This window comes from Modestobacter sp. SYSU DS0875, assembly GCF_054050915.1.
The window spans coordinates 118,471-142,941 of record NZ_JBJHAH010000003.1; the positions used below are offsets into that span (position 1 = coordinate 118,471).

General features: G+C 76.0%; 25 protein-coding genes. 14 read left to right on the forward strand and 11 right to left on the reverse strand.

Features of this window, described 5'->3' with window-relative positions; translation table 11 throughout:
• The first annotated feature begins 14 nt into the window (after nt 1-14).
• The 6 genes from ACI79Y_RS02535 to ACI79Y_RS02560 all read left to right on the forward strand — a co-directional run bounded on the left by ACI79Y_RS02535 (nt 15) and on the right by ACI79Y_RS02560 (nt 6,208).
• Nucleotides 15-737, forward strand: a complete 723-nt coding sequence (locus tag ACI79Y_RS02535) for an ABC transporter ATP-binding protein (protein ID WP_457156981.1) — start codon at nt 15-17, stop codon at nt 735-737.
• A complete protein-coding gene (locus ACI79Y_RS02540; protein WP_457156982.1) occupies nt 734-1,501 on the forward strand; it encodes an ABC transporter permease in 768 nt (255 codons plus the stop codon). The genes ACI79Y_RS02535 and ACI79Y_RS02540 overlap by 4 nt, the downstream gene beginning before the upstream one ends.
• A gap of 74 nt (nt 1,502-1,575) precedes the next feature.
• On the forward strand, nt 1,576-2,145 hold the full coding sequence (locus ACI79Y_RS02545) for a TetR/AcrR family transcriptional regulator (protein WP_457156983.1): 570 nt from the start codon (nt 1,576-1,578) through the stop codon (nt 2,143-2,145).
• A gap of 12 nt (nt 2,146-2,157) precedes the next feature.
• On the forward strand, nt 2,158-2,841 hold the full coding sequence (locus tag ACI79Y_RS02550) for an ABC transporter ATP-binding protein (RefSeq protein WP_457156984.1): 684 nt from the start codon (nt 2,158-2,160) through the stop codon (nt 2,839-2,841).
• Complete coding sequence (locus ACI79Y_RS02555; protein ID WP_457156985.1) at nt 2,838-3,539, forward strand: ABC transporter ATP-binding protein; 702 nt, start codon at nt 2,838-2,840, stop codon at nt 3,537-3,539. The genes ACI79Y_RS02550 and ACI79Y_RS02555 overlap by 4 nt, the downstream gene beginning before the upstream one ends.
• Nucleotides 3,536-6,208 (forward strand): hypothetical protein, encoded by a 2,673-nt coding sequence (locus ACI79Y_RS02560; protein WP_457156986.1) that lies wholly within the window; start codon nt 3,536-3,538, stop codon nt 6,206-6,208. The genes ACI79Y_RS02555 and ACI79Y_RS02560 overlap by 4 nt, the downstream gene beginning before the upstream one ends.
• Before the next feature lie 70 nt (nt 6,209-6,278).
• Here the strand turns inward: ACI79Y_RS02560 and ACI79Y_RS02565 are convergent, their stop codons facing one another.
• The 6 genes from ACI79Y_RS02565 to ACI79Y_RS02590 form a co-directional block, all read right to left on the reverse strand.
• Nucleotides 6,279-7,115: an acyl-CoA thioesterase gene (locus ACI79Y_RS02565; protein WP_457156987.1), complete on the reverse strand. Its 837-nt coding sequence runs from the start codon at nt 7,113-7,115 to the stop codon at nt 6,279-6,281.
• Between the two features lie 29 nt (nt 7,116-7,144).
• Entirely contained in the window at nt 7,145-7,729 is a 585-nt protein-coding gene (thpR, locus tag ACI79Y_RS02570; protein ID WP_457157048.1) for an RNA 2',3'-cyclic phosphodiesterase, read from the reverse strand.
• Nucleotides 7,726-8,259, reverse strand: a complete 534-nt coding sequence (locus tag ACI79Y_RS02575; protein WP_457156988.1) for a hypothetical protein — start codon at nt 8,257-8,259, stop codon at nt 7,726-7,728. The genes thpR and ACI79Y_RS02575 overlap by 4 nt, the downstream gene beginning before the upstream one ends.
• Before the next feature lie 81 nt (nt 8,260-8,340).
• The gene (locus ACI79Y_RS02580; protein WP_457156989.1) at nt 8,341-9,684 is read right to left on the reverse strand and encodes an MFS transporter; all 1,344 of its coding nucleotides are present in this window, start codon (nt 9,682-9,684) and stop codon (nt 8,341-8,343) included.
• Nucleotides 9,685-9,722: 38 nt separating this feature from the next.
• A complete protein-coding gene (locus ACI79Y_RS02585; RefSeq protein WP_457156990.1) occupies nt 9,723-10,157 on the reverse strand; it encodes a MarR family winged helix-turn-helix transcriptional regulator in 435 nt (144 codons plus the stop codon).
• Nucleotides 10,158-10,252: 95 nt separating this feature from the next.
• Nucleotides 10,253-11,797 (reverse strand): NCS2 family permease, encoded by a 1,545-nt coding sequence (locus tag ACI79Y_RS02590; RefSeq protein ID WP_457156991.1) that lies wholly within the window; start codon nt 11,795-11,797, stop codon nt 10,253-10,255.
• 165 nt (nt 11,798-11,962) lie between these two features.
• Here ACI79Y_RS02590 and ACI79Y_RS02595 point away from each other — a divergent pair, with 165 nt between their 5' ends.
• Complete coding sequence (locus tag ACI79Y_RS02595) at nt 11,963-12,178, forward strand: DUF2530 domain-containing protein (protein WP_457156992.1); 216 nt, start codon at nt 11,963-11,965, stop codon at nt 12,176-12,178.
• A 167-nt stretch (nt 12,179-12,345) separates the two neighbouring features.
• Here ACI79Y_RS02595 and ACI79Y_RS02600 read toward each other — a convergent pair whose 3' ends face one another.
• Complete coding sequence (locus ACI79Y_RS02600; RefSeq protein ID WP_457156993.1) at nt 12,346-13,173, reverse strand: DUF3027 domain-containing protein; 828 nt, start codon at nt 13,171-13,173, stop codon at nt 12,346-12,348.
• Between the two features lie 415 nt (nt 13,174-13,588).
• On the opposite strand from ACI79Y_RS02600, the gene ACI79Y_RS02605 reads away from it, so the two are divergent.
• From ACI79Y_RS02605 to ACI79Y_RS02620, 4 genes are all read left to right on the forward strand, one after another.
• Nucleotides 13,589-14,902: an MFS transporter gene (locus tag ACI79Y_RS02605; RefSeq protein WP_457156994.1), complete on the forward strand. Its 1,314-nt coding sequence runs from the start codon at nt 13,589-13,591 to the stop codon at nt 14,900-14,902.
• Entirely contained in the window at nt 14,899-15,405 is a 507-nt protein-coding gene (locus ACI79Y_RS02610) for a DUF2771 family protein (RefSeq protein ID WP_457156995.1), read from the forward strand. Before ACI79Y_RS02605 ends, ACI79Y_RS02610 begins: the two co-directional genes overlap by 4 nt.
• 107 nt (nt 15,406-15,512) lie before the next feature.
• The gene (locus ACI79Y_RS02615; protein ID WP_457156996.1) at nt 15,513-16,142 is read left to right on the forward strand and encodes a TetR/AcrR family transcriptional regulator; all 630 of its coding nucleotides are present in this window, start codon (nt 15,513-15,515) and stop codon (nt 16,140-16,142) included.
• A 5-nt stretch (nt 16,143-16,147) separates the two neighbouring features.
• Nucleotides 16,148-18,343: an MMPL family transporter gene (locus ACI79Y_RS02620; RefSeq protein ID WP_457156997.1), complete on the forward strand. Its 2,196-nt coding sequence runs from the start codon at nt 16,148-16,150 to the stop codon at nt 18,341-18,343.
• Nucleotides 18,344-18,406: 63 nt separating this feature from the next.
• Here ACI79Y_RS02620 and ACI79Y_RS02625 read toward each other — a convergent pair whose 3' ends face one another.
• From ACI79Y_RS02625 to ACI79Y_RS02635, 3 genes are all read right to left on the reverse strand, one after another.
• The gene (locus ACI79Y_RS02625) at nt 18,407-18,790 is read right to left on the reverse strand and encodes a cold-shock protein (protein WP_457080529.1); all 384 of its coding nucleotides are present in this window, start codon (nt 18,788-18,790) and stop codon (nt 18,407-18,409) included.
• A 184-nt stretch (nt 18,791-18,974) separates the two neighbouring features.
• Complete coding sequence (locus tag ACI79Y_RS02630) at nt 18,975-19,196, reverse strand: hypothetical protein (protein WP_457156998.1); 222 nt, start codon at nt 19,194-19,196, stop codon at nt 18,975-18,977.
• Between the two features lie 115 nt (nt 19,197-19,311).
• Nucleotides 19,312-19,827, reverse strand: a complete 516-nt coding sequence (locus tag ACI79Y_RS02635; RefSeq protein WP_457156999.1) for a hypothetical protein — start codon at nt 19,825-19,827, stop codon at nt 19,312-19,314.
• Between the two features lie 65 nt (nt 19,828-19,892).
• On the opposite strand from ACI79Y_RS02635, the gene ACI79Y_RS02640 reads away from it, so the two are divergent.
• From ACI79Y_RS02640 to ACI79Y_RS02650, 3 genes are all read left to right on the forward strand, one after another.
• Nucleotides 19,893-22,151: a helicase-associated domain-containing protein gene (locus ACI79Y_RS02640; protein ID WP_457157000.1), complete on the forward strand. Its 2,259-nt coding sequence runs from the start codon at nt 19,893-19,895 to the stop codon at nt 22,149-22,151.
• Nucleotides 22,152-22,293: 142 nt separating this feature from the next.
• Nucleotides 22,294-23,577, forward strand: a complete 1,284-nt coding sequence (locus ACI79Y_RS02645; protein WP_457157001.1) for a class I SAM-dependent methyltransferase — start codon at nt 22,294-22,296, stop codon at nt 23,575-23,577.
• 40 nt (nt 23,578-23,617) lie between these two features.
• Nucleotides 23,618-24,043, forward strand: a complete 426-nt coding sequence (locus ACI79Y_RS02650; protein ID WP_457157002.1) for a PaaI family thioesterase — start codon at nt 23,618-23,620, stop codon at nt 24,041-24,043.
• A 69-nt stretch (nt 24,044-24,112) separates the two neighbouring features.
• Here the strand turns inward: ACI79Y_RS02650 and ACI79Y_RS02655 are convergent, their stop codons facing one another.
• Complete coding sequence (locus tag ACI79Y_RS02655; RefSeq protein ID WP_457157003.1) at nt 24,113-24,358, reverse strand: hypothetical protein; 246 nt, start codon at nt 24,356-24,358, stop codon at nt 24,113-24,115.
• Between the last annotated feature and the right edge of the window lie 113 nt (nt 24,359-24,471).

Genomic DNA, 24,471 nt, shown 5'->3' on the forward strand with positions numbered 1-24,471 from the left:
TCTGGGGGGCCGGCATGGAGGCCGCCGTCACCGTCACCGATCTCGTCGTCCACCGCGGGGGCCGCCGGGTGCTGCACGAGCTGGCCTTCGCCGCGCCCCCGGGACAGGTCACCGGCCTGCTGGGGCCCAGCGGCAGCGGGAAGACGACGCTGATGCGCGCCGTCGTCGGCGTGCAGCGGATCACCTCCGGGCGAGTCACCGTGCTCGGCGAGCCCGCCGGTTCCCGGGCGCTGCGCAGCCGGATCGGTTACGTCACCCAGGCCCCGAGCGTCTACCCGGACCTGACCGTGCGGGAGAACGTCCGCCACTTCGCGGCCCTCGCCGGCCGGAGCGCAGCCGACACGGACGCCGCGCTGGCCGACGTCGGCCTGCGGGGTGCCGCCGGGCAGCTGGCCGGCGACCTCTCCGGCGGGCAGCGCGGCCGCGTCTCGCTGGCCTGCGCCCTGGTGGCCCGGCCGGCCCTGCTGGTGCTCGACGAGCCCACCGTCGGCCTGGACCCGGTGCTCCGGGTCGATCTGTGGGAGCTGTTCGCCTCCCTCGCCGACGGCGGGACGACGCTGCTGGTGTCCAGCCACGTGATGGACGAGGCGGGCCGCTGCGACCGGTTGCTGCTGCTGCGCGACGGCCGGCTGCTCAGCGACTCCACGCCCGCGCAGCTGCGCGCCGACGCCGGCACCGACGACCTGGAGCAGGCGTTCCTGACCCTGATCCGGCAGACCGAGCAGGTGCCGGCGTGACCGCCCCGCTGCACCCGCCGCTGGCCGGGGCCACCGCCGTCCGGGTGCTGCGGCAGCTGCGCCACGACCACCGCACCGTGGGGATGCTGCTGGTGCTGCCCAGCGCGCTGCTGGGCCTGCTGTACCTGGTCTACGCCGACGTGCCCGCCGTCCCCGGGCAGCCGGACACGTTCGACCGGGTGGGGCTGACCATGCTCGGCGTGCTGCCGTTCGTGGTGATGTTCCTGGTCACCAGCATCGCCATGCTGCGGGAGCGGACCACCGGCACGCTCGAGCGGCTGCTCACCACCCCGCTGTCCCGCGGTGACCTGCTGCTGGGCTACGGGGCCGCTTTCGGGCTGGCCGCGGCCGCACAGGCGGTGGTCACGGTGACCGTCGCGACCACCCTGTACGACCTGGACGTCGCCGGCCCGGCCGCCCTGGTCGTGCTCATCGCCGTCGTCGACGCGGTGCTCGGCGTCGCCCTCGGGCTGCTGGCCAGCGCCTTCGCCCGCAGCGAGTTCCAGGCGGTGCAGTTCATGCCGGTGGTGGTGCTGCCGCAGTTCTTCCTGTGTGGCCTGCTCGTGCCGCGCGAGGAGCTGGCCGGCTGGCTGCAGGCGGTCAGCGACGCGCTGCCGCTCACCTACGCCGTCGACGCGCTGCGGGAGGTCGGTGGCTCCCCCACCCCGACGGGCACGATGTGGACCGACGTCGCCGTCGTGGCCGGCGCCGCGCTGCTGGCCCTGGGGCTGGCGGCGACCACCCTGCGGAGGAGGACCAGCTGAGCGACCCCGCGCCCCGGCCGGCACGCCGGCGCCCCTCCGGGCGCCGGCCCGGCAACCCCGGCACCCGGGAGGCGGTGCTCGCCGCTGCCCGCGACGCCTTCGCCGAGCGGGGGTTCGACGGCGCCTCGATCCGGCTCATCGCCACCGCCGCCGGGGTCGACCCGGCGCTGGTGCACCACTACTTCGGCAGCAAGGACAAGTTGTTCCTCGCCGCCGTCGAGGCACCGGCCGACCCCGCCGAGCTGCTGCCCGAGGTGCTGGCGGGCGGGACGGCGGAACTCGGGGCCAACGTCGTCCGGATGCTGCTGCGGGTGTGGGACGGCCCGGCCCGCGCCGGTGGGCTGGCCCTGGTCCGCTCCGCGGTGAGCAACGAGTGGACCGCCCGGCTGCTGCGCGAGTTCCTCACCGCGCAGGTGCTCCGCCGGGTGCTCGGCACGCTCGACCTGCCGCCGGCCGAGGCGGAGACCCGGGGCGCGCTGGCCGCCTCGCAGCTGGTCGGTGTGGTGATGACCCGCTACGTGCTGCGGCTCGAACCGCTGGCCTCCGCGCCGGCCGAGGAGCTGGTCGCCGCGATCGGGCCCACCGTCCAGCGTTACCTCACCGGGCCGGTCGAGCTGCCGGGGAACGGGCCGGGCACCCCCTAGGCTCCCGCCCTGATGAGCGACTCGGACGCGGCGGCGGTCTGCCGGGGAGTGGTCAAGACCTACCGGACGGCGACCGAGTCGGTCACCGCGCTGGACGGCGTCACCCTGGCGATCCCCCCTGCCCGGGTGACGGTGGTGGTCGGGCCCTCCGGGTCGGGCAAGTCCTCGCTGCTGCGGCTGCTGGCCTGCATCGACTCCCCCGACGACGGCGAGGTGCTCGTCGCCGGGCAGCGGGTCGACCGGCTGCGCCCACGCGCCCGGCGGCGCCTGCGGCAACGCCAGGTCGCCTACCTCTTCCAGCGCCCCGGGGACAACCTGCTGCCCTACCTCGACGCGCTCGCCCAGGTGCGCCTGGCCGCCCAGCTGCGCGGCGCGCGGGTGGCCGACGACGAGGCGCGGGCGCTGCTGGACCGGCTCGGGCTGGCCGGGCGGGCCGACCACCGTCCGGGGCAGCTCTCCGGTGGTGAGCAGCAGCGGCTGGCGGTCGCCTGCGGAGTGGTCGGGGGTCCGGCGCTGGTGGTCGCCGACGAGCCCACCGCCGAGCTGGACACCGCCGCGGCCGAGCGGGTGCTCGCCGCGATGACCGAGCTCGCCGCCGGCGGGGTGGGGTTCGTCGTCTCCTCGCACGACCCCCGGGTGATGGCGATCGCCGACGGGTTCATCCGGCTCGACCACGGCCGGCTGGTCGCACGGTGACCGGTGACGAGGTGAGCACCGGCGGGTTCACCGGCACCGGGCTGGTCAAGCGCTACCGGCGGGGCACGGAGACGGTCGCGGCGCTCGCCGGGGTCGACCTGACGGTGGCCGCGGGTGAGTTCGTCGCGCTGGTCGGGCCCTCGGGGTCGGGCAAGTCGACGCTGCTGGCGCTGCTGTGCGGCTGGGAGACCGCGGACGCCGGGCAGCTGGCCTGCACCGGGGAGCTGGCCGGCCGCCGTCCGGAGACGCTGGGCTGGCCGGAGCTCGCGCTGGTGCCACAGGCCCTCGGCCTCGTCGCCGACCTCAGCCTGGCCGACAACGTGCTGCTGCCCGCCCGGCTGCACGGCACGCTCGCCGACGAGCAGCCACGGGCCGCCGGGCTGCTGGCCGGCTTCGGGCTGGACCACCTGGCCGACCGCTACCCCCACCAGGCGTCCCTGGGTGAGCAGCAGCGGGCCGCCGTCGCCCGCGCGCTGCTGCTGCGCCCGGCGGTGCTGCTGGCCGACGAACCCACCGCGCACCAGGACCGCGGCCACGCCGACCGGCTGCTCGACGCCGTCCGGGCCGCCGCCGACGCCGGCGCCGCGGTGCTGGTCGCCACCCACGACGAGATCGCCTGGTCCCGCGCGGACCGGGTGCTGTCCATGCGCGACGGCAGGGTCACCGAGGGGCCGGTCACCGAGGGGGGCCACTCGTGACCCGGCCGCCGCTGTGGCGGCTGGCGCCCTGGACCCGGGCGCCGCTGCTGGGCCTGCGCTCCCCCGCCGCCGTGGTCGCCGTGCTGGTGACCACCGCGATCCTGGCCTGCGCGGTCGCCTCCGCCCCGCTGTTCCTCTCCTCCGCCCGCTCCGCCGCCCTGCAGCAGCAGCTGGCGCCGCAGTGCGCCGAGGCCGGCTGGGTCCAGGCCGGGGTCACGACCAGGCAGTTCGACCAGAACGGCGTCCCCCGCGGTGGAACGGCGTCCGCCGCGGTCGACGACGCCCTCGCGGCCGCCTGGGCCGCGCAGGGCCGAACCAGCCGCCCGGTGCTGGCGACGTCGGAGATGGTCGGGCAGAACCGCGGTCCCGGTGCCGCCTCTGTCACCGACGCCGCGGGCCGGGACGTCGCGATCCCGGTCAGCCTCTTCCACCGGCCGGACGCCCTGCAGCACGTCGAGGTGGTCGGCGAGCAGCCGGGCGCCGGGCTGTGGCTGCCGGTGGGGTACGCCGACGGCGCGGGCATCACGCTGGGCGACCGGATCGCCGTCGCCGGCACCCCCGTGACGGTGACCGGGCTCTACACCGACCTGTTCGCGGTCGACCCAGGCCCCTACTGGTGCGACTACCGGCTGCTCTACGCCAACGACACCAGCTCCGACGTCCCCCCACCGGCCTTCGCGCTGGCCACCGACCCGGCGACCTTCCACGAGGTGGCGGCCGGGTTCACCGGCGTCCAGCAGCTGGCCCAGGTGCCGGTCGAGGCCGGCGAGCTGTCGATCTCCGACGCCCGCGCGCTGCTGGCGGCGCAGGACCGTGCGCAGGACGACACCTGGGAGCTGCTCGGCGTCCCCGCCGCCGAGCTGGACGTCAGCTGGGTCAACCCGCGGTTGGTCGAGGCGGTCCAGCGGGCCGAGCTCATCGAGTCCGGACTCCGCGGCCCGGTGGTGCCGGTCGCGGTGGCGGGCGCCCTGCTGGCACTGGTCCTGGTGGCCGCGGCGGGCAGCTTCTGGGCCGACCGCCGGGTCACCGAGGTGCGCCTGCTCGCCGCCCGCGGCGTCGGGCCGGTGCCGCTGGCCGGCAAGGCAGCGCTGGAGCTCGGCCTGCCGGCGCTGGCCGGGGCGGCGCTGGGGTGGGCGGCGTCCCGGCTGCTGATCGGCGGAGTCGGCCCCGCCGACGACCTGGACTCCTCCGCCACCACCGCCGCCCTCGCGGCCGGGGCGGCGGCCTTCGTCGTCGGCCTGGGCGCGGCGGCCGCCGTCGCCGGGCTCCGGGCGCGGGGCGCCGCCGAGCGCCCGCTGGGCGCCGCACCCCGCTGGCCGGCGACGGTGCCGTGGGAGCTGGCGCTGCTGGTCGCCGCCGCATGGTGCTGGCTGCTGCTGGAGAGCCGGGACGCCGTGGTCACCGACGCCGGCGTCGCCCAGGTGAACGGGCTGCTGGTCGCCTTCCCGCTGCTGGCGGTCGCCGGTGCCGCGGCACTCCTGGCCCGGCTGGTCACCGCACTGCTGCCCCGGCTGCGCCGCTGGGCCGGCCGCCGCTCCCCCGCGGTGTTCCTCGCGGTCAACCGGCTCACCGCCGCCCGGCTGGCCACCGCCACGCTGCTGGCCGCGGTGACCCTGCCGGTCGCCGTGCTGGGCTACACCGCGACGCTGACCGCCAGCTCGCAGGCCACCCTGGACGCGAAGGTCGGGGTGCAGGTCGGTGCCGAGCGCGCGCTCACGTCGGTGTCCCGGCTCGATGCCGTCCCCGGGGTGGAGCAGATCGGCACGTTCGTCGTCCGGTACGACGGCGACGTCGTCGGTGCCGAGGGTGTCCGCACCGACGTCCAGGTGCTCGCCGTCGACCCCGGCACCTTCGCCGGGACGGCGTTCTGGGACGACTCCTTCGCCGACGACCCACTCCCCGAACTGATGGCCGCGCTGCAGGGCCCGGCGGTCGACGGCCGGGTGCCGGTCGTGGCCCAGGGGGTGCCGCTGGGCGACCCGCAGCTGCGGCTGGGCACCGCGCCGCTGGCCGCCGAGGTGGTCGCACAGGCCCGGGTGCTCCCCGGCCGGCGCACCGTCGACCCGGTGGTCCTGGTCGCCGCCGACCGGGTGCCGACCATCGAGCGCAGCGCCGGCTCCGCGCGGCAGTCGGAGATCTGGACCAACGGGCGGCTCGCTCCCGCCGTCGACGCCCTGGTCGACGCAGGCGGCCTGCCGGGGCGGGAGATCACCCCGGCGGCCGTGCTGAACACCGCCAACTTCCTCGGCATCACCTGGACCTTCGGCTACCTGTCCGCGCTGGCCGTCTTCGTGGGGGTCATCGCCGTCGGCGGGCTGCTGCTGTACCTGGAGGCCCGGTCACGCACCCGGGTCGCCGGGTACGTGATGGCCCGCCGGCTGGGGCTGACCCGGAGGGCGCACCTGCGCTCGCTGCTGGCGGAGCTGATCGGGGTGGCGGCCGCCGGCGTGCTGCTCGGCGGTCTGCTGGCCGCCGGTGCCGTCGCCCTGGTCCACCGCCGGCTGGACGTCGACCTCCTCCGCCCCCCGACGCCGCTGCTGGACGTGCGGTGGCCGGCGCTGGGGCTCAGCGCGGGGGTCGTCGTCGTGGTGGCCGGGCTGGCTGCGCTGTACGCCCAGCGCGCCGCCGACCGCGCCGACCCGGCGACCGTGCTCCGCCAGGAGGCCTGAGGAAGGACCCTCCCGCCCCCCGGGCCTCGCGCGCTCGGCGTGGGCTCCTGCGAGGAGGCCGTTCCCTCCGCTACCGGGGGGCGCGGGCGAGCTGGCGGCTCTGCGCGACCAGCCGGCCGGTGGAGTCCCAGATCCGGTAGTCCTCGTCCAGCCAGCCACCGGCGATCTCCCCGGCGCGGGCCTCCACCAGGCACCAGCCCGGCGCCGGCAGCGCACGCAGGAGCACCTGCAGCTGGACCGTCGGCGCCCAGCCGAACCGGCCCAGCGCCCAGCTGGTCGGCGGCAGCGCGTCGGCGAAGGCGACCAGCGCCAGCGGGTCGGGTTCCCGGTCGTCGGTGAAGCGCAGCCACGCCCGCAGCACCGGCTCCTCCCCCGGCTGCCCCAGCGCCCAGCCGGCGCACGCCGGGTCCAGCCGGACGTCGATCCGCCGCACCAGCCCCGGCACCTGGATCTCCGGCGGTGCCAGGTGCGCGTGCTCGGCGATCGACAGGCACTGCTCGACCGGGGCTACCACCGGGCGGGGCGTCACCACCTGCGGCGGCTCGTCGCCCAGGGTCGCCGTCGTCGCCTGCACGGTGATCGCCGGGCCGGCGTCGTCGGCGAGCACCACCTGGCTGTGCGCCACGGTGCGGCCGGCCGGGCCGGGGACGACGGTCAGCGACGCCCGGCCGGCCGCGGGGGCGCGCAGGTAGCTGGCCGAGAGCGCCACCGGGTGCGGGTGCGGCGACTCGAGCACCGCGGCGCGGGCGGCGACCGAGAGCAGGTAGCCGCCGTTGAGGATCCCGCCGCCGACGTCCCAGCCGGGGTCGAGATCGGCGGTCAGGCCGCCCCCCTCGGTGCCGGTGACGGCCGTGGCGGCGTCGAAGACGGTGGTGGGCTGGGGGCTGGGCTGGTCGGTCAGCGGCACGCGGGACAGCGTGCCAGGAGCGCGCCCGGTCAGGTCACGTGGTCCCGGGCCACCGGCCAGGCGGTCACGCGCTCGTAGCGTGGCGACGGGCCGAGGTGGCTGCGCCACAGCACCACCTCGGTGACCGGCCAGACCGGACCCCGGTGTCCGCGCAGCCGCTCGGGCAGGTCGCCGTCGGCGGGCTGCCCGGGACGCCAGCGGCCCACGGTCAGGTGCGGCCGGAACGGCCGGTCCTCCACGGCCAGGCCGGCGCCGCGGGCGGCGTCGGCCAGCCGGTCGGCCAGCGCGGTCAGCGGGGTGACGCCGCCGGTGACCCCGACCCAGCAGACGGTGGGACGGCGCCGGGACCCGAACCGGCCGCCCTCCGCGAGTGCGAGCGACATCGGCGGGGCCGCGGCGACGGCGGGCCCGACCCCGTCGAGCAGGAGCGGGAGCCGTCCGGCGGGCACCTGCCCGAGGAACAGCAGGGTGAGGTGCCACCGCTCCGGCGGCGTCCAGCGCGGCGCACCCGGCGCCTCGCGCACCGGCCGCAGGGCGTCGTCCAGCTCGGCGACGGCCTCCGGTGGTGGGTCGACGGCGAGGAACAGCCGGCCCGCAGTGGCCGGGCTGGTCAGCGGTCCACCACCAGCCCGGCGGCCTCCAGTGCCCCGATGAGCCGGATCCGCTCCAGCTCCCGGTACTCGGGGGGCACCTCGGCCAGCCGGTGGTCGACCTGCAGCAACCACGCGGCCTCGACGAGCACGTCGTCGTAGGCGGCCAGCAGCCCGCGGCGGCGGGCCATCGGCATCCCCCCGGGCACCATCGCCAGCTCGCGGGTCAGCCGCCGGACGTCGGCCGCGACGGCCTCCAGCGGCCGGCGGGCGGGCATGCCCGGATCGGTGGCGGGACCGGCCCGCCGACGGGCCGAGGAGCCGGCCGGGTGGGTGGCGGGGCGCCGCGCGGGCGGGCGGGGCGGGGCGTTCCGGCGGGCGAGCTCGCGGGCCTGCGCCCGGCGGCGGGCCGCGCGGCGGTGCTGCAGCTCCCCGGTCGCCCAGCGGACGAGGAACAGGATCACCAGCACGGCGACGGCGAGGAGCACGGTGAGCACGCCGAGGCGCATCAACGACGTCCCGACGTCTGCAGAGCCCGACCCTCCCGACGGCACGACGAAACGGTACGACGGTGTCGCCAAGACCACAACGTGACGACGTCAGCGCAGCCGGTGAGCTGATCGACCATGCGGTCCTCAGCGGCCCGGATCCCGCGCCACCTGCTCACCGGGCACCTCCCCGTCCGCCGCCTCGGCCAGCGCGGCGGCCGGGGCGGGCAACGGTCGCCGGGCGGCGACGTGCAGCTGCGCGCGCGGCGGGCGGACGTGCAGCTCCAGCCGCACCCGCCGTCCGCGCGCGAGCAGCGCACCGGCGACGACGGCGGCCGTTCCGCAGGCCAGCCCGCCGGCGATGAACCCCCAGCGGGCGCCCAGGTGCTCGGACACCCAGCCGATCACCGGTGCGCCCATCGGGGTGCCGCCCATGAAGCAGGTGAAGTACAGCGCCAGCACCCGGCCCCGCATCTCCGGAGCGACGCCGAGCTGCACGAAGCTGTTGCACGCCACGCTGAACACCAGCGCGGAGGCGCCCGTCGGCACCAGCAGCACGGCGAAGGAGGTCTCGTTCGGCATCAGCCCGGCCACGACGAGGAGCACGCCGAAGGCGCCGGAGGAGACGACCAGGAACCGCTGCAGCGGCCGGGTGCTCCGCCGGGTGGACAGCAGCGCCCCGGACAGCGAGCCGACGGCGTAGCAGGTGGAGAGGAACCCGAAGGCGGCCGCCCCGAGCCCGTACTCCTCGCGGGCCATCAGCGCGATGGTGATCTGGGTGTTGAAGCCGAAGGTGCCGGCCACGAAGGCGAGCGCCATGGCCAGCACCAGGTCGGGATGGCGTCGGGTGTAACCCAGCGCCTCGCGCAGCTGCCCGCGGGACCGGGGCGCCGGCCGGCTGCGGTGGAGCTCACTGCCCCGCATGGCCAGCAGCGCGGTGATGGTCACCCCGAAGCTCGCGGCGTTGACCAGGAACGCCGGTCCGGTGTCCCCGCCGGAGACGCCGATCAGCGAGCCGGCCACCGCCGGTCCGACCAGCCGCGCCCCGTTGAAGACGGTGGAGTTGAGGCTGACCGCGTTGGCCAACCGGTCGGGTCCGACCATCTCCGAGACGAACGACTGGCGCACCGGCATGTCCAGCGAGGACGCGACGCCGAGGGCGGCGGCGAGGAGGTAGACGTGCCAGAGCACGATCGCGTCGCTGACCACCAGGAGTCCGAGCCCGAGGGCCAGCGCGCCCATGACCGCCTGCGTGATCGTCAGGACCCGGCGCTTGTCGTAACGGTCGGCCAGCACCCCGCCGTAGAAGCTGAACAGCAGGGTGGGGGCGAACTGCAGAGCGGTGGTGATGCCGAGCGCGATGCCGCTGCCCCCGGACAGCTGCAGGACCAGCCAGTCCTGACCGATCCGCTGCATCCAGGTGCCGGTGAGGCTGACCAGGTTCGCCGAGGCGTACAGCCGGAAGTTGCGGACCCGCAGGGCCGCGAACATCCCCGCCCGTCCCGGAGCGGCTGCCTCAGGCGTGGAGGTCACCCACTGGCGAGCTTGTCCATGATCGCCGCCGCCTCGCGCAGCGTGGCGCGCTCCTCGGCCGTCAGCTCCTGGAGCTGCCCGGTCAGCCACGCCTCGCGGGCCCGCACCTCGTCGGCGAGCAGCTCCTCGGCGGCCGGCGTGAGGTCGATGACCACCTGCCGCCCGTCGGTGGGGTGCGGGGTGCGGGTGACCAGGCCCTTGCCCTCCAGGGCGACGACCACCCGGGTCATCGACGGCGGCTGCACCCGCTCGTGCGCCGCCAGCTCGCCCGGGCTCATCGCGCCGTGCCGCTTCAGCGTCGACAGCGCGGCCAGGTGGGTGAGGGTCACCGAGGTGTCGACCCGCTGGTTGCGCAGCCGGCGGGAGAACCGCATCACGGCCAGCCGCAGGTCGTGGGCGAGCGCTGCGGTGTCCAGCGTCGTCCGAGCCACGTCGCCAGCCTAACCGAGGTGAGAAGCGTGCCTAACGATCGGGGACGTGCTGGAACGCCCCCGTCCCGGGGCGGGCCCCGGGACGGGGGCCTTCTTCACAGCAGCTGCTGGATCGGCTCGAGCGCGAAGTAGACGACGAAGACGGCCGCCACGATCCACATCAGCGGGTGCACCTCACGCCGCCGGCCGGTGACCACCCGCAGCAGCACGTAGCTGACCACGCCGGCGCCGATGCCGATGGTGATCGAGTAGGTGAACGGCATCAGTGCGATCGTCAGGAACGCCGGGATGACCAGCGACATGTCGTCCCAGGTCAGGTCGCGGATCTGGCTGATCAGCATCGCGCCGACGATGACCAGCACCGGGGCGGCGGCCTCCGACGGCACGACCTGCACCAGCGGGGTGAAGAAGGCCGCGACCAGGAACACCAGGCCGGTGACCACGCTGGCCAGCCCGGTGCGCGCGCCGTCGCCGACGCCCGCGGCGCTCTCGATGTAGGTGGTGTTGCTGGACACGCTGGAGGCGCCACCGGCGGCCGCGGCGAGCGAGTCGACCAGCAGCACCGGCTGCGAGCGCGGCAGGTTGCGGTCCTCGTCGAGCAGGTCGCCCTCGGCGCCGACGGCGGTGACCGTGCCGACGGTGTCGAAGAAGTCGGCGATCATGATCGAGAAGACGATGAGCAGGGCGGCGACGACGCCGATCCGGTCGAAGCCGCCGAAGAGCGAGAACTGGCCGACGAGTGACAGGTCGGGCAGGTCGAACCACGAGTCCGGCCAGCTCGGCACCTGCAGCGCCCAGCCCCGCGGGTTGCTCGCGCCGTCGGCGCCGGTGCGCGGCCCGACCTCGGCGATCGCCTCCACGACCACCGCGAACAGGGTGGTGACGACGATGCCGATCAGCAGGGCGCCGCGGGTCCGGCGCACCACCAGCACGCTGGTGACCAGCAGGCCGACGACGAAGGTCAGCATCGGCCAGCCGGCCAGCTGACCACCCACGCCGAAGCTGATCAGCGCGCCCGTGCCCGGCCGGATCACCCCGGCGTCGGAGAGGCCGACGATGGTGAGGAAGAAGCCGATGCCGACGGCGATGGAGACCTTCAGCTGGGTGGGGATCGCGTTGAACACCGCCCGCCGGAACCCGGTGAGCACCAGCACCGCGATCAGCAGGCCCTCCAGCACGACCAGGCCCATGACCTCCGGCCAGGTCAGCTGGGTGGCGGCGTAGACCGCGACGATCGCGTTGATCCCCAGCCCGGTGGCCAGCCCCAGCGGGTACTTGCCGAACACGCCCATCGCGATGGTCAACACCCCGGCGACGACGGCGGTGGTCGCGGCCACCGCGGCGAACGGCAGCGAGTTCCCGTTCACGTCGACGCCGGACAGGATGATCGGGTTCAGCACCACGATGTAGGCCATCGTGAAGAAGGTGGTCAGCCCGCCGCGGACCTCCCTGCCCACCGTGGACCGCCGGGCGCTGATCTCGAAGTAGCGGTCCAGGCCGTTGCGCGGCTTGACCCGCGGGCCCGGGCTGCGCCGGGGCGGGGTGCCCTCCGACGTGCCGAGGACCGCCTTGCCGTCGGCCGCGTCGGCCGCTTGCGGACCGGAGGCGGACGGGCGGGCGGGACGGGACCGATCGGGCATGGGAGACCCCCGGGGACGCGGGCCGGCGCGGCGCGGCAGGGCGACGGCGCACCTGGCGGACCGCCCGGTGCAGCTGGCAACGAGCGGCGACAGCGTGCCACACGACCGGCCGCCCGTGGGCAGAGGCGGCGCCATGACCAGGACCTCGGCCCCTACGCTCGGGGCGTGCCCGCACCCATCCGCCCGTCCCCGCCGCCGCTGAAGGTCGACACCGCCCGCGTCGTGCTGATCGGGACCGCGCTGTGGGCGGTGGCGCTGGTCGTGCTGCTCCTGCTCGGCGACCGGGTCGACCGGGTGTGGACCTGGACCTGCGTCGCCGCCATCGTCCTCGCCGGCCTCGGCCTCGCGCTCATGCGCTGGCAGGGACAGCGCTGGCGATGACATGGTCGCCCTACCGGGCGACACCGCGGCCAGGTGCTGTTCCCGGCCGCCGTCGAGCCGTTGCCAGCGCACCGGCCGGGGAGCCCCCGCCCCCGCGGCCGGGTCGCTGAGCACGCTCACGCGTGCGTCGTCCGTACTCGCGGTGGAGGCCGGAAGGCCGACCGATGTCAGATGACGTCGAAGTCGGCGGTGTCGTAGCGGGCGGTGGTGCTGACCTCCACCGGGTCACCGCTCGTGCGGTCCAGGGTCGCCTGGCTGTGCGCGCCGCAGCCGTAGTCGACGGTCACGACCCGCCCGTCGGCCGGGGCGTAGGCGTTGCTGCACGCGCCGAACGACAGCCGCATCGACCCGGCCAGCGGGATCCAGAAGCCACAGGTGCCGCACGGCCCCGGTGCGTGCCGGGCCATCGCCGAGCGGGGGCCGAAGTCGCCCTCCCGCCAGCGCTCGGCGGCCTTGCCCCGCCCGTGCGGGGAGAGCACGCGCTCGCGCCCGATCCCCAGCTCCTCGGCGACCACGCGGCCGGCCGGGTCGTCGGCGGCGTCGTCGTCGGCCAGGTAGGACGGCACCAGCCGGTCGTCGTCCTCCGTGGCGGGCAGCACGTCGCCCACCGACATGTCGCCGGGCCGCAGGCGCTCGTGCCAGGGCACCCAGGCCGGGGCGAGCAGCGCCGAGTCCCCGGGCAGCAGGACGACCTCGTCGACGGTCACCTCGTCGTCACCGGGGACGCGGGCGACGGTGACCGCCCAGTGCCAGCCGACGTAGCCGGGCAGCGTCGCGGCGAAGCTGTGGGTCAGCACGGCGCCGAGCACCTCCGCCGGCGGCTCCTCCCCGGTGGGCTCGGCGACGAGCGGTTCGGCGAGGACCCCGAGGTGGTCGCCGACCACGGTGGGGTCACCCGCGACCTCGACGGCGGCGGCCCGGGCCAGCTCGACCGCAGCGGCCAGCACCTCGTCCGGCCGGGGACCATGGGCAGCGGCGTACGCGGAGTCGGACACGCAGCCATTGTCCCGGATGACCGCCCCGGCGCACCCCACCGCACCTCCCCGGCGCCGTCCACGCCGGTCGCACAGGTGGCTGCGGCACGATGGAGCCGTGCCCGCCGCCTCCGGACCCCGCTCGTGGCGGAGCCGGCGTCGCTCGCGCGGCGAGCCCGAGCACGGGGTGGAGACCTCCCCGATGGGGATCCGCCGGCAGCAGACCAAGCCGATGCCGGTGGCCACCGCCCAGCCGCCTGCCGACGAGGCCCCGACGGTCACGGTCCGCCGCGCACCGGTCCCGCGACCGACCAGCCCCGTCCCGCCCCCGCCGGTCACACCACCCCCGCCGCCCGCCGCCCCGCGCCTTCCGTCCGGGGCGACCGCGGCGCCGCCGGGACCCGGGCCGGCGGCGCCGAAGGCGACCGTCACCCGGGTGGCCGCCGCGCGCAGCCGGGAGCTGACCGGCGCCGCGGTCCGCCGGGTGCGGGCCGCGAGCCGCGCCGACGGCGCCGGGCAGACCGGCCTGTCGCACCTGGTGTGGGTCAACGCCCTGCACGTGGCCGGAGACGCGATGATCATGGTCTCGCTCGCCGGCACCCTGTTCTTCTCCGCGACCACGACCGACGCCCAGCGGTGGAACGTGGCCCTGTACCTGCTGGTGACGATGGCGCCGTTCGCGCTGGTCGCGCCGGTGATCGGCCCCGCACTGGACCGGCTGCAGCACGGCCGCCGCTGGGCGCTGGCCGCGAGCCTGGGCGGCCGGGCGGCGCTGGCGGTGCTGATGGCCGCACACCACGACGACCTGGCGCTCTACCCGGCGGCGCTGGGCGTGCTGGTGCTGAGCAAGTCGTTCAACGTGCTGCGCGCGGCCGTCGTCCCGCGGGTGCTGCCGGAGGCGCTGTCGCTCACCTCCGCCAACGCCCGGCTGTCGGTGTTCGGCCTGGCCGCGGGTGGTGTGCTGGGTGCCCTCGGCGCGGGCATCGCGTCCCTGCTCGGCTTCGCCTGGGAGCTGGGCGCGACCGCCGCCGTCTTCGTCGTCGCCGCGGTGCTGGCGGTGCGGCTGCCGCCGCACGTGGACGTCGCCGTCGGCGAGCAGCCGGCCGACGTGCTGCGGACGACGCCGATCCGGCTGCCCGGTCGCGGCCGGCGGCCGGTGGTCCCGCACGTGGTCACCGCGCTGCGCGCCACCGCCGCGCTGCGCGGGCTGGCGGGGTTCCTGACGATCTTCTCGGCCTTCCTGGTGCAGGCCACCGTCGACGGCGGCTGGCAGGCGACCGCCGCGCTCGGCGCGATCGCCGCCGCCGCGGGCGCCGGCAGCTTCCTCGGCACCGCGGTGGGGTCCCGGCTGCGCACCGCCAGCCCGGACCGCGTGGTCCTGGTGGCCGCCGGCATCGCAGCGGCGATCACCGCGCTGGCCGCCGCGCTGTTCAGCCTGCCGATGGCCGTGCTGGTCGCCGGGGTGGCCGCGGTGACCAACGCGCTGGGCAAGGTGGCGCTGGACGCGATCATCCAGCGGGAGGTGCCCGACGCGCTGCGCGCCTCGGCGTTCGCCCGCTCGGAGACCTGGCTGCAGCTGGCCTGGGTGCTCGGCGGCGCGCTGGGCATCCTGCTGCCCACCACCGGGTGGCTGGGCTTCACCGTGGCCTCGGCGCTGCTGGTGCTGGCCGTCGGGTTGACCCTGTGGAGCCTGCGAACCCGCAGCGACGCAACCGGCGGCCGGGCCGCCGACGAGGAGGCACGGACGTGAGCACGGCGCGCGGCGCGACCGCGGTGGCACTGCTGGGTGGGCTGGCGGTGCTCGCCGGCTGCGGCGACCGGGCCACCGGCGAACCGGTGCCGACGGTGACCGTCGAGGTGGGTCCGCAGCAGGTGACGCTGGACCCCACCCAGTACTGCCGGGACGGCGGGGGCGAGCGGTACGAGGTCACCGCGCCGATCCTGGAGGTCTCCCCGGACACCACCGTCTCGCTGGAGGTGCCCGAGGTCGTCGCCGACGCGGGCTGGAGCGTCCAGGTCTTCGACGAGCGGCTGGAGGAGCAGCTCGGCGAGGTGGACGTCGACGCCGGCCGAGCCGTGTTCGACGGCATCAACACCTCCGACGTCGTCCCGCCGACGTACTACCTGGTGGTGGTGCAGCGCGCCGATCCCGACGCGTGCGAGGGGCTGTGGTCGGGCGCCTGGCCGGTCGGCTTCATCCGCGCCGGCGAGGGCACCGCGCCGACCACGACCGACGCACCTCCCGCCGGCTGACGATCAGGCGTCACCCGAGCGATGTCACGCGACCATCGCTCCGACCAATACGGTTGGTTTCCGACCACATCGGTTGGCGACCGACCACATTGGTCGATACTGGCTGCATGACGCTCCCACCCCGGCAGACGCGGCAGCAGGTCGACGAGCACATCGTCGACCGCGCCGCGGCGCTGTTCGCCCAGCGCGGCTTCGCCAACACATCGGTCCAGGCGATCGCCGACGCCGTCGGCTTCTCCAAGGCCGGCCTGCTGCACCACTTCCCCAGCAAGGAGGCGCTGTACGCCGCCGCCGAGTCGCTCACCCAGGCCCGGCTCGGGACGATCCTCGAGCGGGTCAGCCACCTGCCAGTGGGCCCCGAGCGGGACCGCCTGGGGCTGGAGGAGCTCGTCGACTGGGCCCTGGCCAACCCCGGCCAGGCCGCGCTCGGGCTGAGCTTCGTCGTCACCGACCTCACCGGCGGGGGCCCCTTCAACCGGCCCGCCGACGGTGCGGATGGCGTGCCGATCCTGCTGGTCTTCGGGGTCACCCCGTCCAGCGGTCAGGACGACCCGGACCGGGTGATCCGCGTGGTCAGCGCCCTGAGCGCCGTCCTCGTCGTCCCGCTGATCGCCCACTCCACCGGAGGCCCGGTGGCCGGCTGGAAGAAGCACGTCGTCGCCGCGTCGTTCGACGCGCTCGGTCACCCTCGCCGCGACGCCGGCACCCCGGCCGCGCCCGATCCAGAAGCGAGCTGATCCCCGTGGCACGTCTGCTGTCCCGGCTCGGTGTGGGTGCCCACCGGCACCGGATCGCCGTCGTCCTCGTCTGGCTGCTGCTCCTCTTCGGGGCCGGGGGCGCCGCGGCCACTCTGCAAGGGAGCACGACCAGCACGTTCTCCATCCCCGGCCAGGAGTCGACGGAGGCCCTCGAGCGGATCGAGCGCACGTTCGGCCAGGATCGGGAGGCCGCGACCGCCCAGGTCGTCGTCCAGGCGCCCGAGGGCCAGACGCTGACCGCTCCGGAGAACGCCGCAGCCCTGGCCGAGCTGCTCGACTCCCTCGGCCGGCTGGACGGCGTGGCGTCGGTGACCCACCCGCTGGCCACGCCGCCCGGCGCGCTCTCCGCCGACCAGCGCACCGCCTCCAGCACGGTCACCTACCGGGTCGGCCCGGACGAGCTCACCGGCCCCCAGCACGACGCGCTGATGGAGGCGTTGCGTGACGCCCGCGGCTCGGGGTTGACCGTGGAGGCCACTGGTGAGGCCACCCAGCCGGCCGAGGGGGAGAACCCCGGGGAGGCGATCGGTGTGCTGGTCGCACTGCTCGTGCTGGTCGTCACCTACGGCGCGCTGGCGGTCGCCGGGATGAACCTGCTCACCGCTCTGGTCGGGGTGGGCGTCGGCGTCCTGGGCATCCAGATCGCCACCGGCTTCCTGACCCTCACCTCCACCACCCCGGCCCTGGCCACGATGCTGGGCCTGGCCGTCGGCATCGACTACGCGCTGTTCATCGTCAGCCGCTTCCGGCACGAGCTGCGCCGCGGCCTCCCCGTCGGCCCGGCCGTCGCCACCGCCGTGGGCACCGCCGGCTCGGCGGTGGTCACCGCCGGGGTCAGCGTCGTGATCGCGCTCGTCGGCCTGTCCGTGTCCGGCATCCCCTTCATCACCCAGATGGGCCTCGCGGCGGCCGGCACCGTCGTCGTCGCCGTGCTGGTCGCCATCACGCTGGTGCCTGCGATGCTCGGGTTCCTGGGCCGCCGTGCGCTGCCCCGCAAGGAGCGGCGCGTCCAGGCCGACCTCGACGCCGACGGCGAGCCGAGGCCGCTGCGCCGGGAGCGCGGCTTCTTCCGCGGCTGGATCACCGGGGTGACCCGACGCCCGCTGCCCGCAGTCCTGCTGAGCGTGCTCGTCCTCGGCGCGTTGAGCCTCCCGCTGGTCTCCCTCCGGACGACGCTGGTGCCCGGGCCGGCCGAGGGCTCCACCCAGGCCAGGGCCGAGCAGCTGCTCACCGACGCCTTCGGTGCGGGCTCCACCGGGCCGCTCACCGTGCTCTTCGAGGGCGTCGGAGCCCCGGCGGCCGCGGCGGCCGCCGTCGACGGGATCTCCGGCCTGGCCGACGTCGCCGCGGTCACCCCGCCGGTGCCTGACGCCGACGGCACCGCCGCGCTGGTCACCGTCGTCCCGTCGTCCGGTCCGCGTTCGCCTGCGACCGAGGCGCTGGTGGACACCCTGCGCGATCAACTGGCCGACGGCGGCGCCGTGCAGGTCTCGGTCACGGGGCAGACCGCCGTCGGCGTGGACGTCGCCTCCACCGTGAACAGCGCGCTGCCGGTCTACCTGGTCCTCGTCGTCGGCCTGGCCTTCGTGCTGCTGGTGCTGGTCTTCCGGTCTCTCGTGGTGCCGCTCGTCGGCGTGCTCGGCTTCCTGCTCTCCGTCGGCGCCGCACTGGGCAGCACGGTCGCGGTCTTCCAGTGGGGCTGGCTGGCAGACCCGCTCGGGGTGCAGGTGACCGGACCACTGATCAGCCTGACCCCGATCCTGATGGTCGGCATCCTGTTCGGGCTGGCGATGGACTACCAGGTGTTCCTCGTGGCCCGGATGCACGAGGCGCACGCCCAGGGCCAGCCGGCCGTCACGGCGGTCCGCACCGGCTTCCGGCAGGCCGCACCGGTGGTGGTGGCCGCCGCGACGATCATGTTCTCGGTGTTCGCCGGGTTCCTGCCCAGTGACGACCCGACCTTGCAGAACGTGGCGTTCGCCCTGGCCAGCGGCATCCTGTTCGACGCCTTCGTGGTCCGCCTGGTGCTGGTCCCGGCTGTGCTGGCACTGCTGGACGAGCGCGCGTGGTGGCTCCCACGCCAGCTTCGGTGGCTACCCGAGCTGGACGTCGAGGGTCGGGCTCTCACCAGGCCGGCGAGCCCGGCTCCGGCCGACCGGGTCGGGGCGGGCACGCCCTGACCCTGGCCCGGCTCGTGCCCCGATCCGCTCCTGGCGCTCGCCGCGGCGCTCCCGCGGCGAGCGTCAGGCGTCGAGGTCGTCGGCGACGGCGCGCAGCACGGTGGCGACCTTGCGGGCCACCTGCTTGTCCGGGTACCGGCCGCGCCGCAGGGCGGAGGAGGTGCCGTCGAGCAACTTGATCAGGTCCTCGATGATCGGCACGAGGGTCTCCGGGTCCTTGCGGTGCCCGGCGACGGCGGAGGGCAGCGGGTCGAGCACCTGCACCTGCAGGGCCTGGTCGCCGCGGCGTCCCTGGACGATGCCGAACTCCACGCGCTGGCCGGGCTTCAGCTCGGTGGTGCCGGCGGGCAGCGCGTCCTTGTGCACGAACACGTCCGGCCCGCCGTCGTGGGCGAGGAAGCCGAAGCCCTTCTCCGCGTTGAACCACTTCACCTTGCCGCTGGGCACGTCGATCCCTCGGTCAGTCGTCGTCCGGTCGTACGACGCCCAGATTAGTCGCGGCGCGGCGGGTGGGCCGCCGCCTTTCCCGGGCCCGGCCGGGAACTCCCTCGGCCGAACCGGCCGGCGGCGGGCTCCAGCCGACGCCGAGCAGCGGCACCGTGGCGGTGCCGCTGCTGCAGGACGGACCCGATCAGCGGTTCTCGGGGAGCTGCACGCCGGCCCGGTTCGGCCGGTCCTGCGGGTGGGCGTAGCGCAGCCGCTCCGGGGGCAGCGGGAAGGAGTGGTCCTCACCGAACGGGGACAGGCCGCCGGCCATCTCGCTCACCAGCTCGGTCACCGGCGCCTCCCCCTCGGTGCGCTGACCCCAGGTGGGCTCGACCAGGTGGGCCTGCTTGTCGTTGCGCTTGGCCATGTCGCCTCCGTGTGCGGTGCAGCCGGTCCGGACGCCGGCGCGCTTCCCGCTCATCTTCCCGTGCCGACCGCCTGTGACACGCACCGCACTCCGTGGTGTCGCACCAGCGGGTGGGTCAGCGCTCGGTGACGCGGGCGCCGTAGACCGTGCCCGCGCCGTCGGCGGTGAGCACCCACTCGCGCGGGGACACCCGGGCCGTGGTCACCTCTGCGCCGTCCAGCCGCTGCACGGCGCGGGTGCGCCAGACCGCGGTGGACAGCAGCCGCAGGCGCAACGGCTCGTCGGTCAGGTCGTCGTAGCCGACCGGCTCGACGTGCAGGGTCGCCGGGCCGGCGACCCGCAGCACCCCGGTCTGCCAGCCGGTGCCGGCCAGTGCCCGGCTCCATCGCCGGGTGCGCACGAGTGCGCCCACCCCGACGACGACGCCGACGATCCCCCCGGCCACCAGGGTGACGACGACCAGCCCGGCGAGCGGCGGCCGCTCCCCGCCGTCCCGGGCGATCCGGACGACGGCCGCCCCGGCCACGCAGCCCAGGACGACGGCGAGCGCGCCGCCACCGAGCCAGCGCAGCGCCCCGGCGCGGTGGGCGGCCAGCGCCGCGCGGGTCTGCGGATCGTCCAGGGCGGCCACCCGGGCATGGTGGCAGGGCAGCGTCACAGCGCAGGCGCACGGCCCCGGGACGTAGCGTGGACCGGATGTCTCCGGACCAGCCGCCCGCCACGCTCGCCGCCTGGCTGCGCACCCGCACCGACGAGCAGCTGGGCGCCCTGCTGGCCGCCCGGCCCGACGTGGCGCGCCCCGCGCCGTCCGACGTCGTCGGCCTGGCCACCCGGCTCGCGGTGCCGGTCTCGGTCGACCGGGCGCTCGACGAGCTGGACGCCGCGACGCTGCAGGTGCTCGACGCGGTGCTGCTGTCCCCCACCGACGGCGTCCCGCGCACCGAGCTGCCCGGGCTGCTGCCCGACGTCCCGGCCGAGGTGGTCGACGCCGCGGTCGGGACGCTGACCACCCGGGCGTTGCTGTGGGGCGACGAGGAGCTGCACGCCCCCGAGCCGGTGCGCCGCGCGGTGCGCTACCCGGCGGGGCTGGGCCGGCGGGCGAGCGACCTGCGGGTGCCGCTGCCCCGTGACCTGCCGGCGGTCCTCGCCGAGCTGGACGACGACGAGCGCGCGGTCCTCGAGCGGCTGGCCGGCGACCGGCCGGTCGGCCACCTGCCCGACACCCCGGCCGGTGGGCCGCCCTCCCCCGCACGCCGACTGCTGCAGCAGGGCCTGCTCGCGCGCATCGATGCGGTGAACGTGGAGCTCCCCCGGGAGATCGGCCTGCTGCTGCGCGGCGACCGCCCGCTCGGCCCGCCCCGGCTGCGCCCGGAACCGCAGGTCAGCTCGCTGGACCCGGCGCGGGTGGACCAGCAGGCGGCCGGTGCGGCGCTCGAGGTGCTGGGCCGGGTCGCCGACCTGCTCACCGCCCTGGAGGAGGAGCCGGCCGGGCTGCTGCGCAGCGGCGGGCTGGGCGTCCGGGACCAGAAGCGGCTCGCCAAGGAGCTACGGATCGGCGAGGCCGACGTCGCCTTCCTGACCGAGCTCGCACACGTCGCCGGCCTGCTCGACGTCGGCGGGGCGCAGCGCGACGAGTGGCTGCCCACCCGGCTCTACGACGCCTGGCGCGAGCAGGACCTCCCCGACCGCTGGGCCGCGCTGGCCGAGGGCTGGCTGGCCAGCACCCGGCTGTTCTCCCTGGTCGGTCAGCGCGACGTGGCCGGCAAGGCGGTCAACGTGCTCTCCCCCGACGCCGTGCGGCAGACCGCGCCGGTGCTGCGCCGCTCGGCGCTGGCCGTGCTGGCCGAGTTCCCGCCCGGGCGCGGTCTGGTCGCCGACGAGCTGGTCGCGCTGCTGCGCTGGCGCACCCCGCGGCGGGCCGACCGGCTGGCCCCGGTGCCGGCGCTGCTGGCCGAGGCCGAGCGGCTGGGCATCGCCGTCCGCGGGGTGCTCAGCACGGGTGGGCGCGGCCTGCTCACCCGCGGGGCGGACGCCGCCGCCGACGGGATGCGCGGGCTGCTGCCCGAGCCGCTGGACCACGTGCTCGCCCAGCCGGACCTCTCGCTCATCGCCCCCGGCCCGCTGGTCGCCGAGCTGGCCGCGACCCTCGCCGTCGTCGCCGACGTGGAGTCCTCCGGCGGGGCGACGGTCTACCGGGTCAGCGACGGCAGCATCCGCCGCGCGCTGGACGCCGGCTGGTCGGCCACCGACCTGCACGACCTCTTCACCCGCGTCTCGCGCACCCCGGTGCCGCAGGCGCTGGACTTCCTCGTCGACGACGTCGCCCGGCAGCACGGCCGGCTGCGGGTCGGCGCCATCGAGTGCTACGTCCGCTCCGACGACCACGGCCTGGTGTCCCAGGTGCTCAGCGACCGGCGGACGGCGAACGCCGAGCTGCGCCGCCTCGCGCCCGGGGTGCTGGTCAGCGGGCTGCCGCCGGAGGAGGTGCTCACCGTGCTGCGCGCGGCGGGATACGCCCCGGCCGGGGAGAACGCGGGGGGCGCGGTGCTGACCCGGCCTCCCCAGCCGCCGCGCGCGGCCGGCCGGCGCCCCGGTGGGTCCGCGCCGGTCGCGCCGCGCCCGCTGTCCGCGGACGACGTCGCAGGGACGGTGCGCGAGATCCGGGCCGGGGACGCGGCGCTCGCCGCCCGCCGCACCGAGCCGGTGCGCCAGGTGCCGGGGGTGACGACTGCCAGCACGCTGGAGCTGCTGTCCCAGGCGGTGCGCGAGAAGGTGCCGGTGTGGCTGGGCTACGTCGACGCGCAGGGATCGGGCAGCCAGCGGATGGTCCAGCCGGTGTCGCTGGCGGGGGGCTTCCTGCAGGGCTTCGACGAGGGTCGCGGGGAGACCCGCACGTTCGCCGTCCACCGGATCACCTCGGTCGCGCTGGCCGCACCGGAGGACACCGCCGGCTGACCACGGCGCCGACCCTGATTCCCCTTCCTGACCTCCGGAGGGATGATCAACGTCCCGCCCGGTGTTGCGCGGGACAGTTGGTCAGCGCAACCGGCCTCCCCGTACGGGTCGCCCGGCTGCGCCCAGAGCGAGGAGCGTGGGGATGACGGGACGCAGGACGGTCGCCGATCGGCTGGCAGCAGCGATGGGCGCGGTGTTGGGGACGGCAGAGCTGCCGCTGCGGCTGCGCGGCTGGGACGGATCGCTGGCCGGCCCGCCGGACGCCCCGGTGATCGCCGTCCGGTCCCGGCGGGCGCTGCGACGGCTGGCGTGGTCTCCGGGCCAGCTCGGGCTGGGCCGGGCCTACGTCGCCGGGGAGATCGACGTCGAGGGCGACGTCTTCGCGACCTTCGCCGCACTGAGTTCCGTCGGCCGGCTGGCCGAGACCGGCCCGATGGCCGCCCCGACCGTGCGCGAACGGCTGGCTCTGCTCGGCACCGCGCTGCGGCTCGGTGCGATCGGCCCGGAGCCTGCGCCCCCGGCCGAGGAGGCCGACCTCGGCCGGGCCGGTCGGCGCCACTCCCGAGCCCGGGACGCCGCGGCGATCAGCCACCACTACGACGTCGGCAACGACTTCTACGAGCTGGTGCTCGGCCCGTCGATGGTCTACTCCTGCGCGGTCTGGGAGTCCCCCGACGCGGGCCTGGAGGCCGCGCAGGAGGCGAAGCTCGACCTCGTCTGCCGCAAGCTGGGGCTGCGACCGGGCATGCGCCTGCTCGACGTCGGCTGCGGCTGGGGCTCGATGGCGATCCACGCCGCCGGCCGCTACGGCGTGGACGTCGTCGGCATCACGCTGTCGGAGGAGCAGGCGCGGCTGGCCCGCAAGCGGGCCGCGGACGCCGGGCTCACCGACCGCATCGACATCCGGGTGCAGGACTACCGCACGGTGACCGACGGCCCGTTCGACGCGGTCAGCTCCATCGGCATGGCCGAGCACGTCGGCCGGGACCAGCTGCCGGAGTACGTCGCGCAGCTGCGCGGCCTGCTGCGGCCCGGCGGGCGGCTGCTCAACCACGCGATCTCCTGGAACGCCGGGACGGCGACGTGGAACCCGGACAGCTTCATCGCCCGGTACGTGTTCCCGGACGGCGAGCTGCTGGGGCTCGGCGAGATGGTCGGCCTGCTGGAGTCCCGGGACCTGGAGGTGATCGACGTGGAGCCGCTGCGGCAGCACTACGCGCTCACCCTGCGCGCCTGGGTGGCCAACCTCGAGCAGCACTGGGACGCCGCCGTCGCCGCCACCAGCGAGGGCCGGGCCCGGGTGTGGCGGCTCTACATGGCCGCCAGCGCGCTCGCGTTCGAGAAGGGCGACATGGGCGTCAACCAGGTCCTGCTGCAGAAGACCGGCGGGGACCAGCCCCCGCTGCGCCGCACCGACTGGCTGTGAGGCCGGGCGCGTGTCCCGCGTGAGCATCCAGCAGCGGCTCGTGCCCGAGCTGACGTGCTTCGGCTGCGGCCCGGCCAACGAGCGCGGGCTGCAGCTAGCCAGCTTCCCCACCGAGGACGGCGTGGTCGCCGAGTTCCTGCCATGGGCGGAGCACGACAACGGGCTGGGGTTCCTCAACGGCGGCATCATCTCCACGCTGCTGGACTGCTCCAGCGCGGCGGCGGTGCTGCACGAGGCCGACCTCCGCGGGTGGGGTGCGCTGCCCGGCGCCGCGCTGCCCTACGTGACGGCGGGGCTGGACGTCCGCTTCCTGCGCCCCGCCCCGCTGACCGAGCCGGTGGCGCTGACCGCGGTGGTCACCGCGGCCGACGAGGCGGCGATGACCGTCGACGTCGCGCTGCTGTGGGACGGCAAGCCGCGGGCGACCGGGGTCGCGCACTGGAAGCGCTGGCATCCGCGCACCTGACCTCAGCCGTGGTGGACGGCTCTGACCCCTCAGCCGTGGTGGACGGCCTCGATGTTGTGCCCGTCGGGGTCACGCAGGAAGACGGCGTGGTAGCCGGGGTGGTACTCGGGCCACGCACGCGGCGCCGTGCAGCACCTCAGCGCCCGCCGCGCGGGCGGCGTCGTGCACCGCGTCGACGGCGGCCCGGTCGGGCGCGCGGAAGCCCACGTGCAGCTCCCGGGTCTCCCCGCCGTCGGCGGGGCTCAGCCAGAAGTCGGGCGCGCCGTCGGGGCCGCACAGGCCGACGACCGACTGCTCGCCGGTGGGGAAGCGCACCGCTTCCCGCAGGCCGATGGGCGCGAACGCCGCAGGTAGAACGCCACGGCCGCCTCGACGTCAGCGACCTGGATCCCCAGGTGGTCGAGCATGCCGGGACCGTAGCGCCGCCG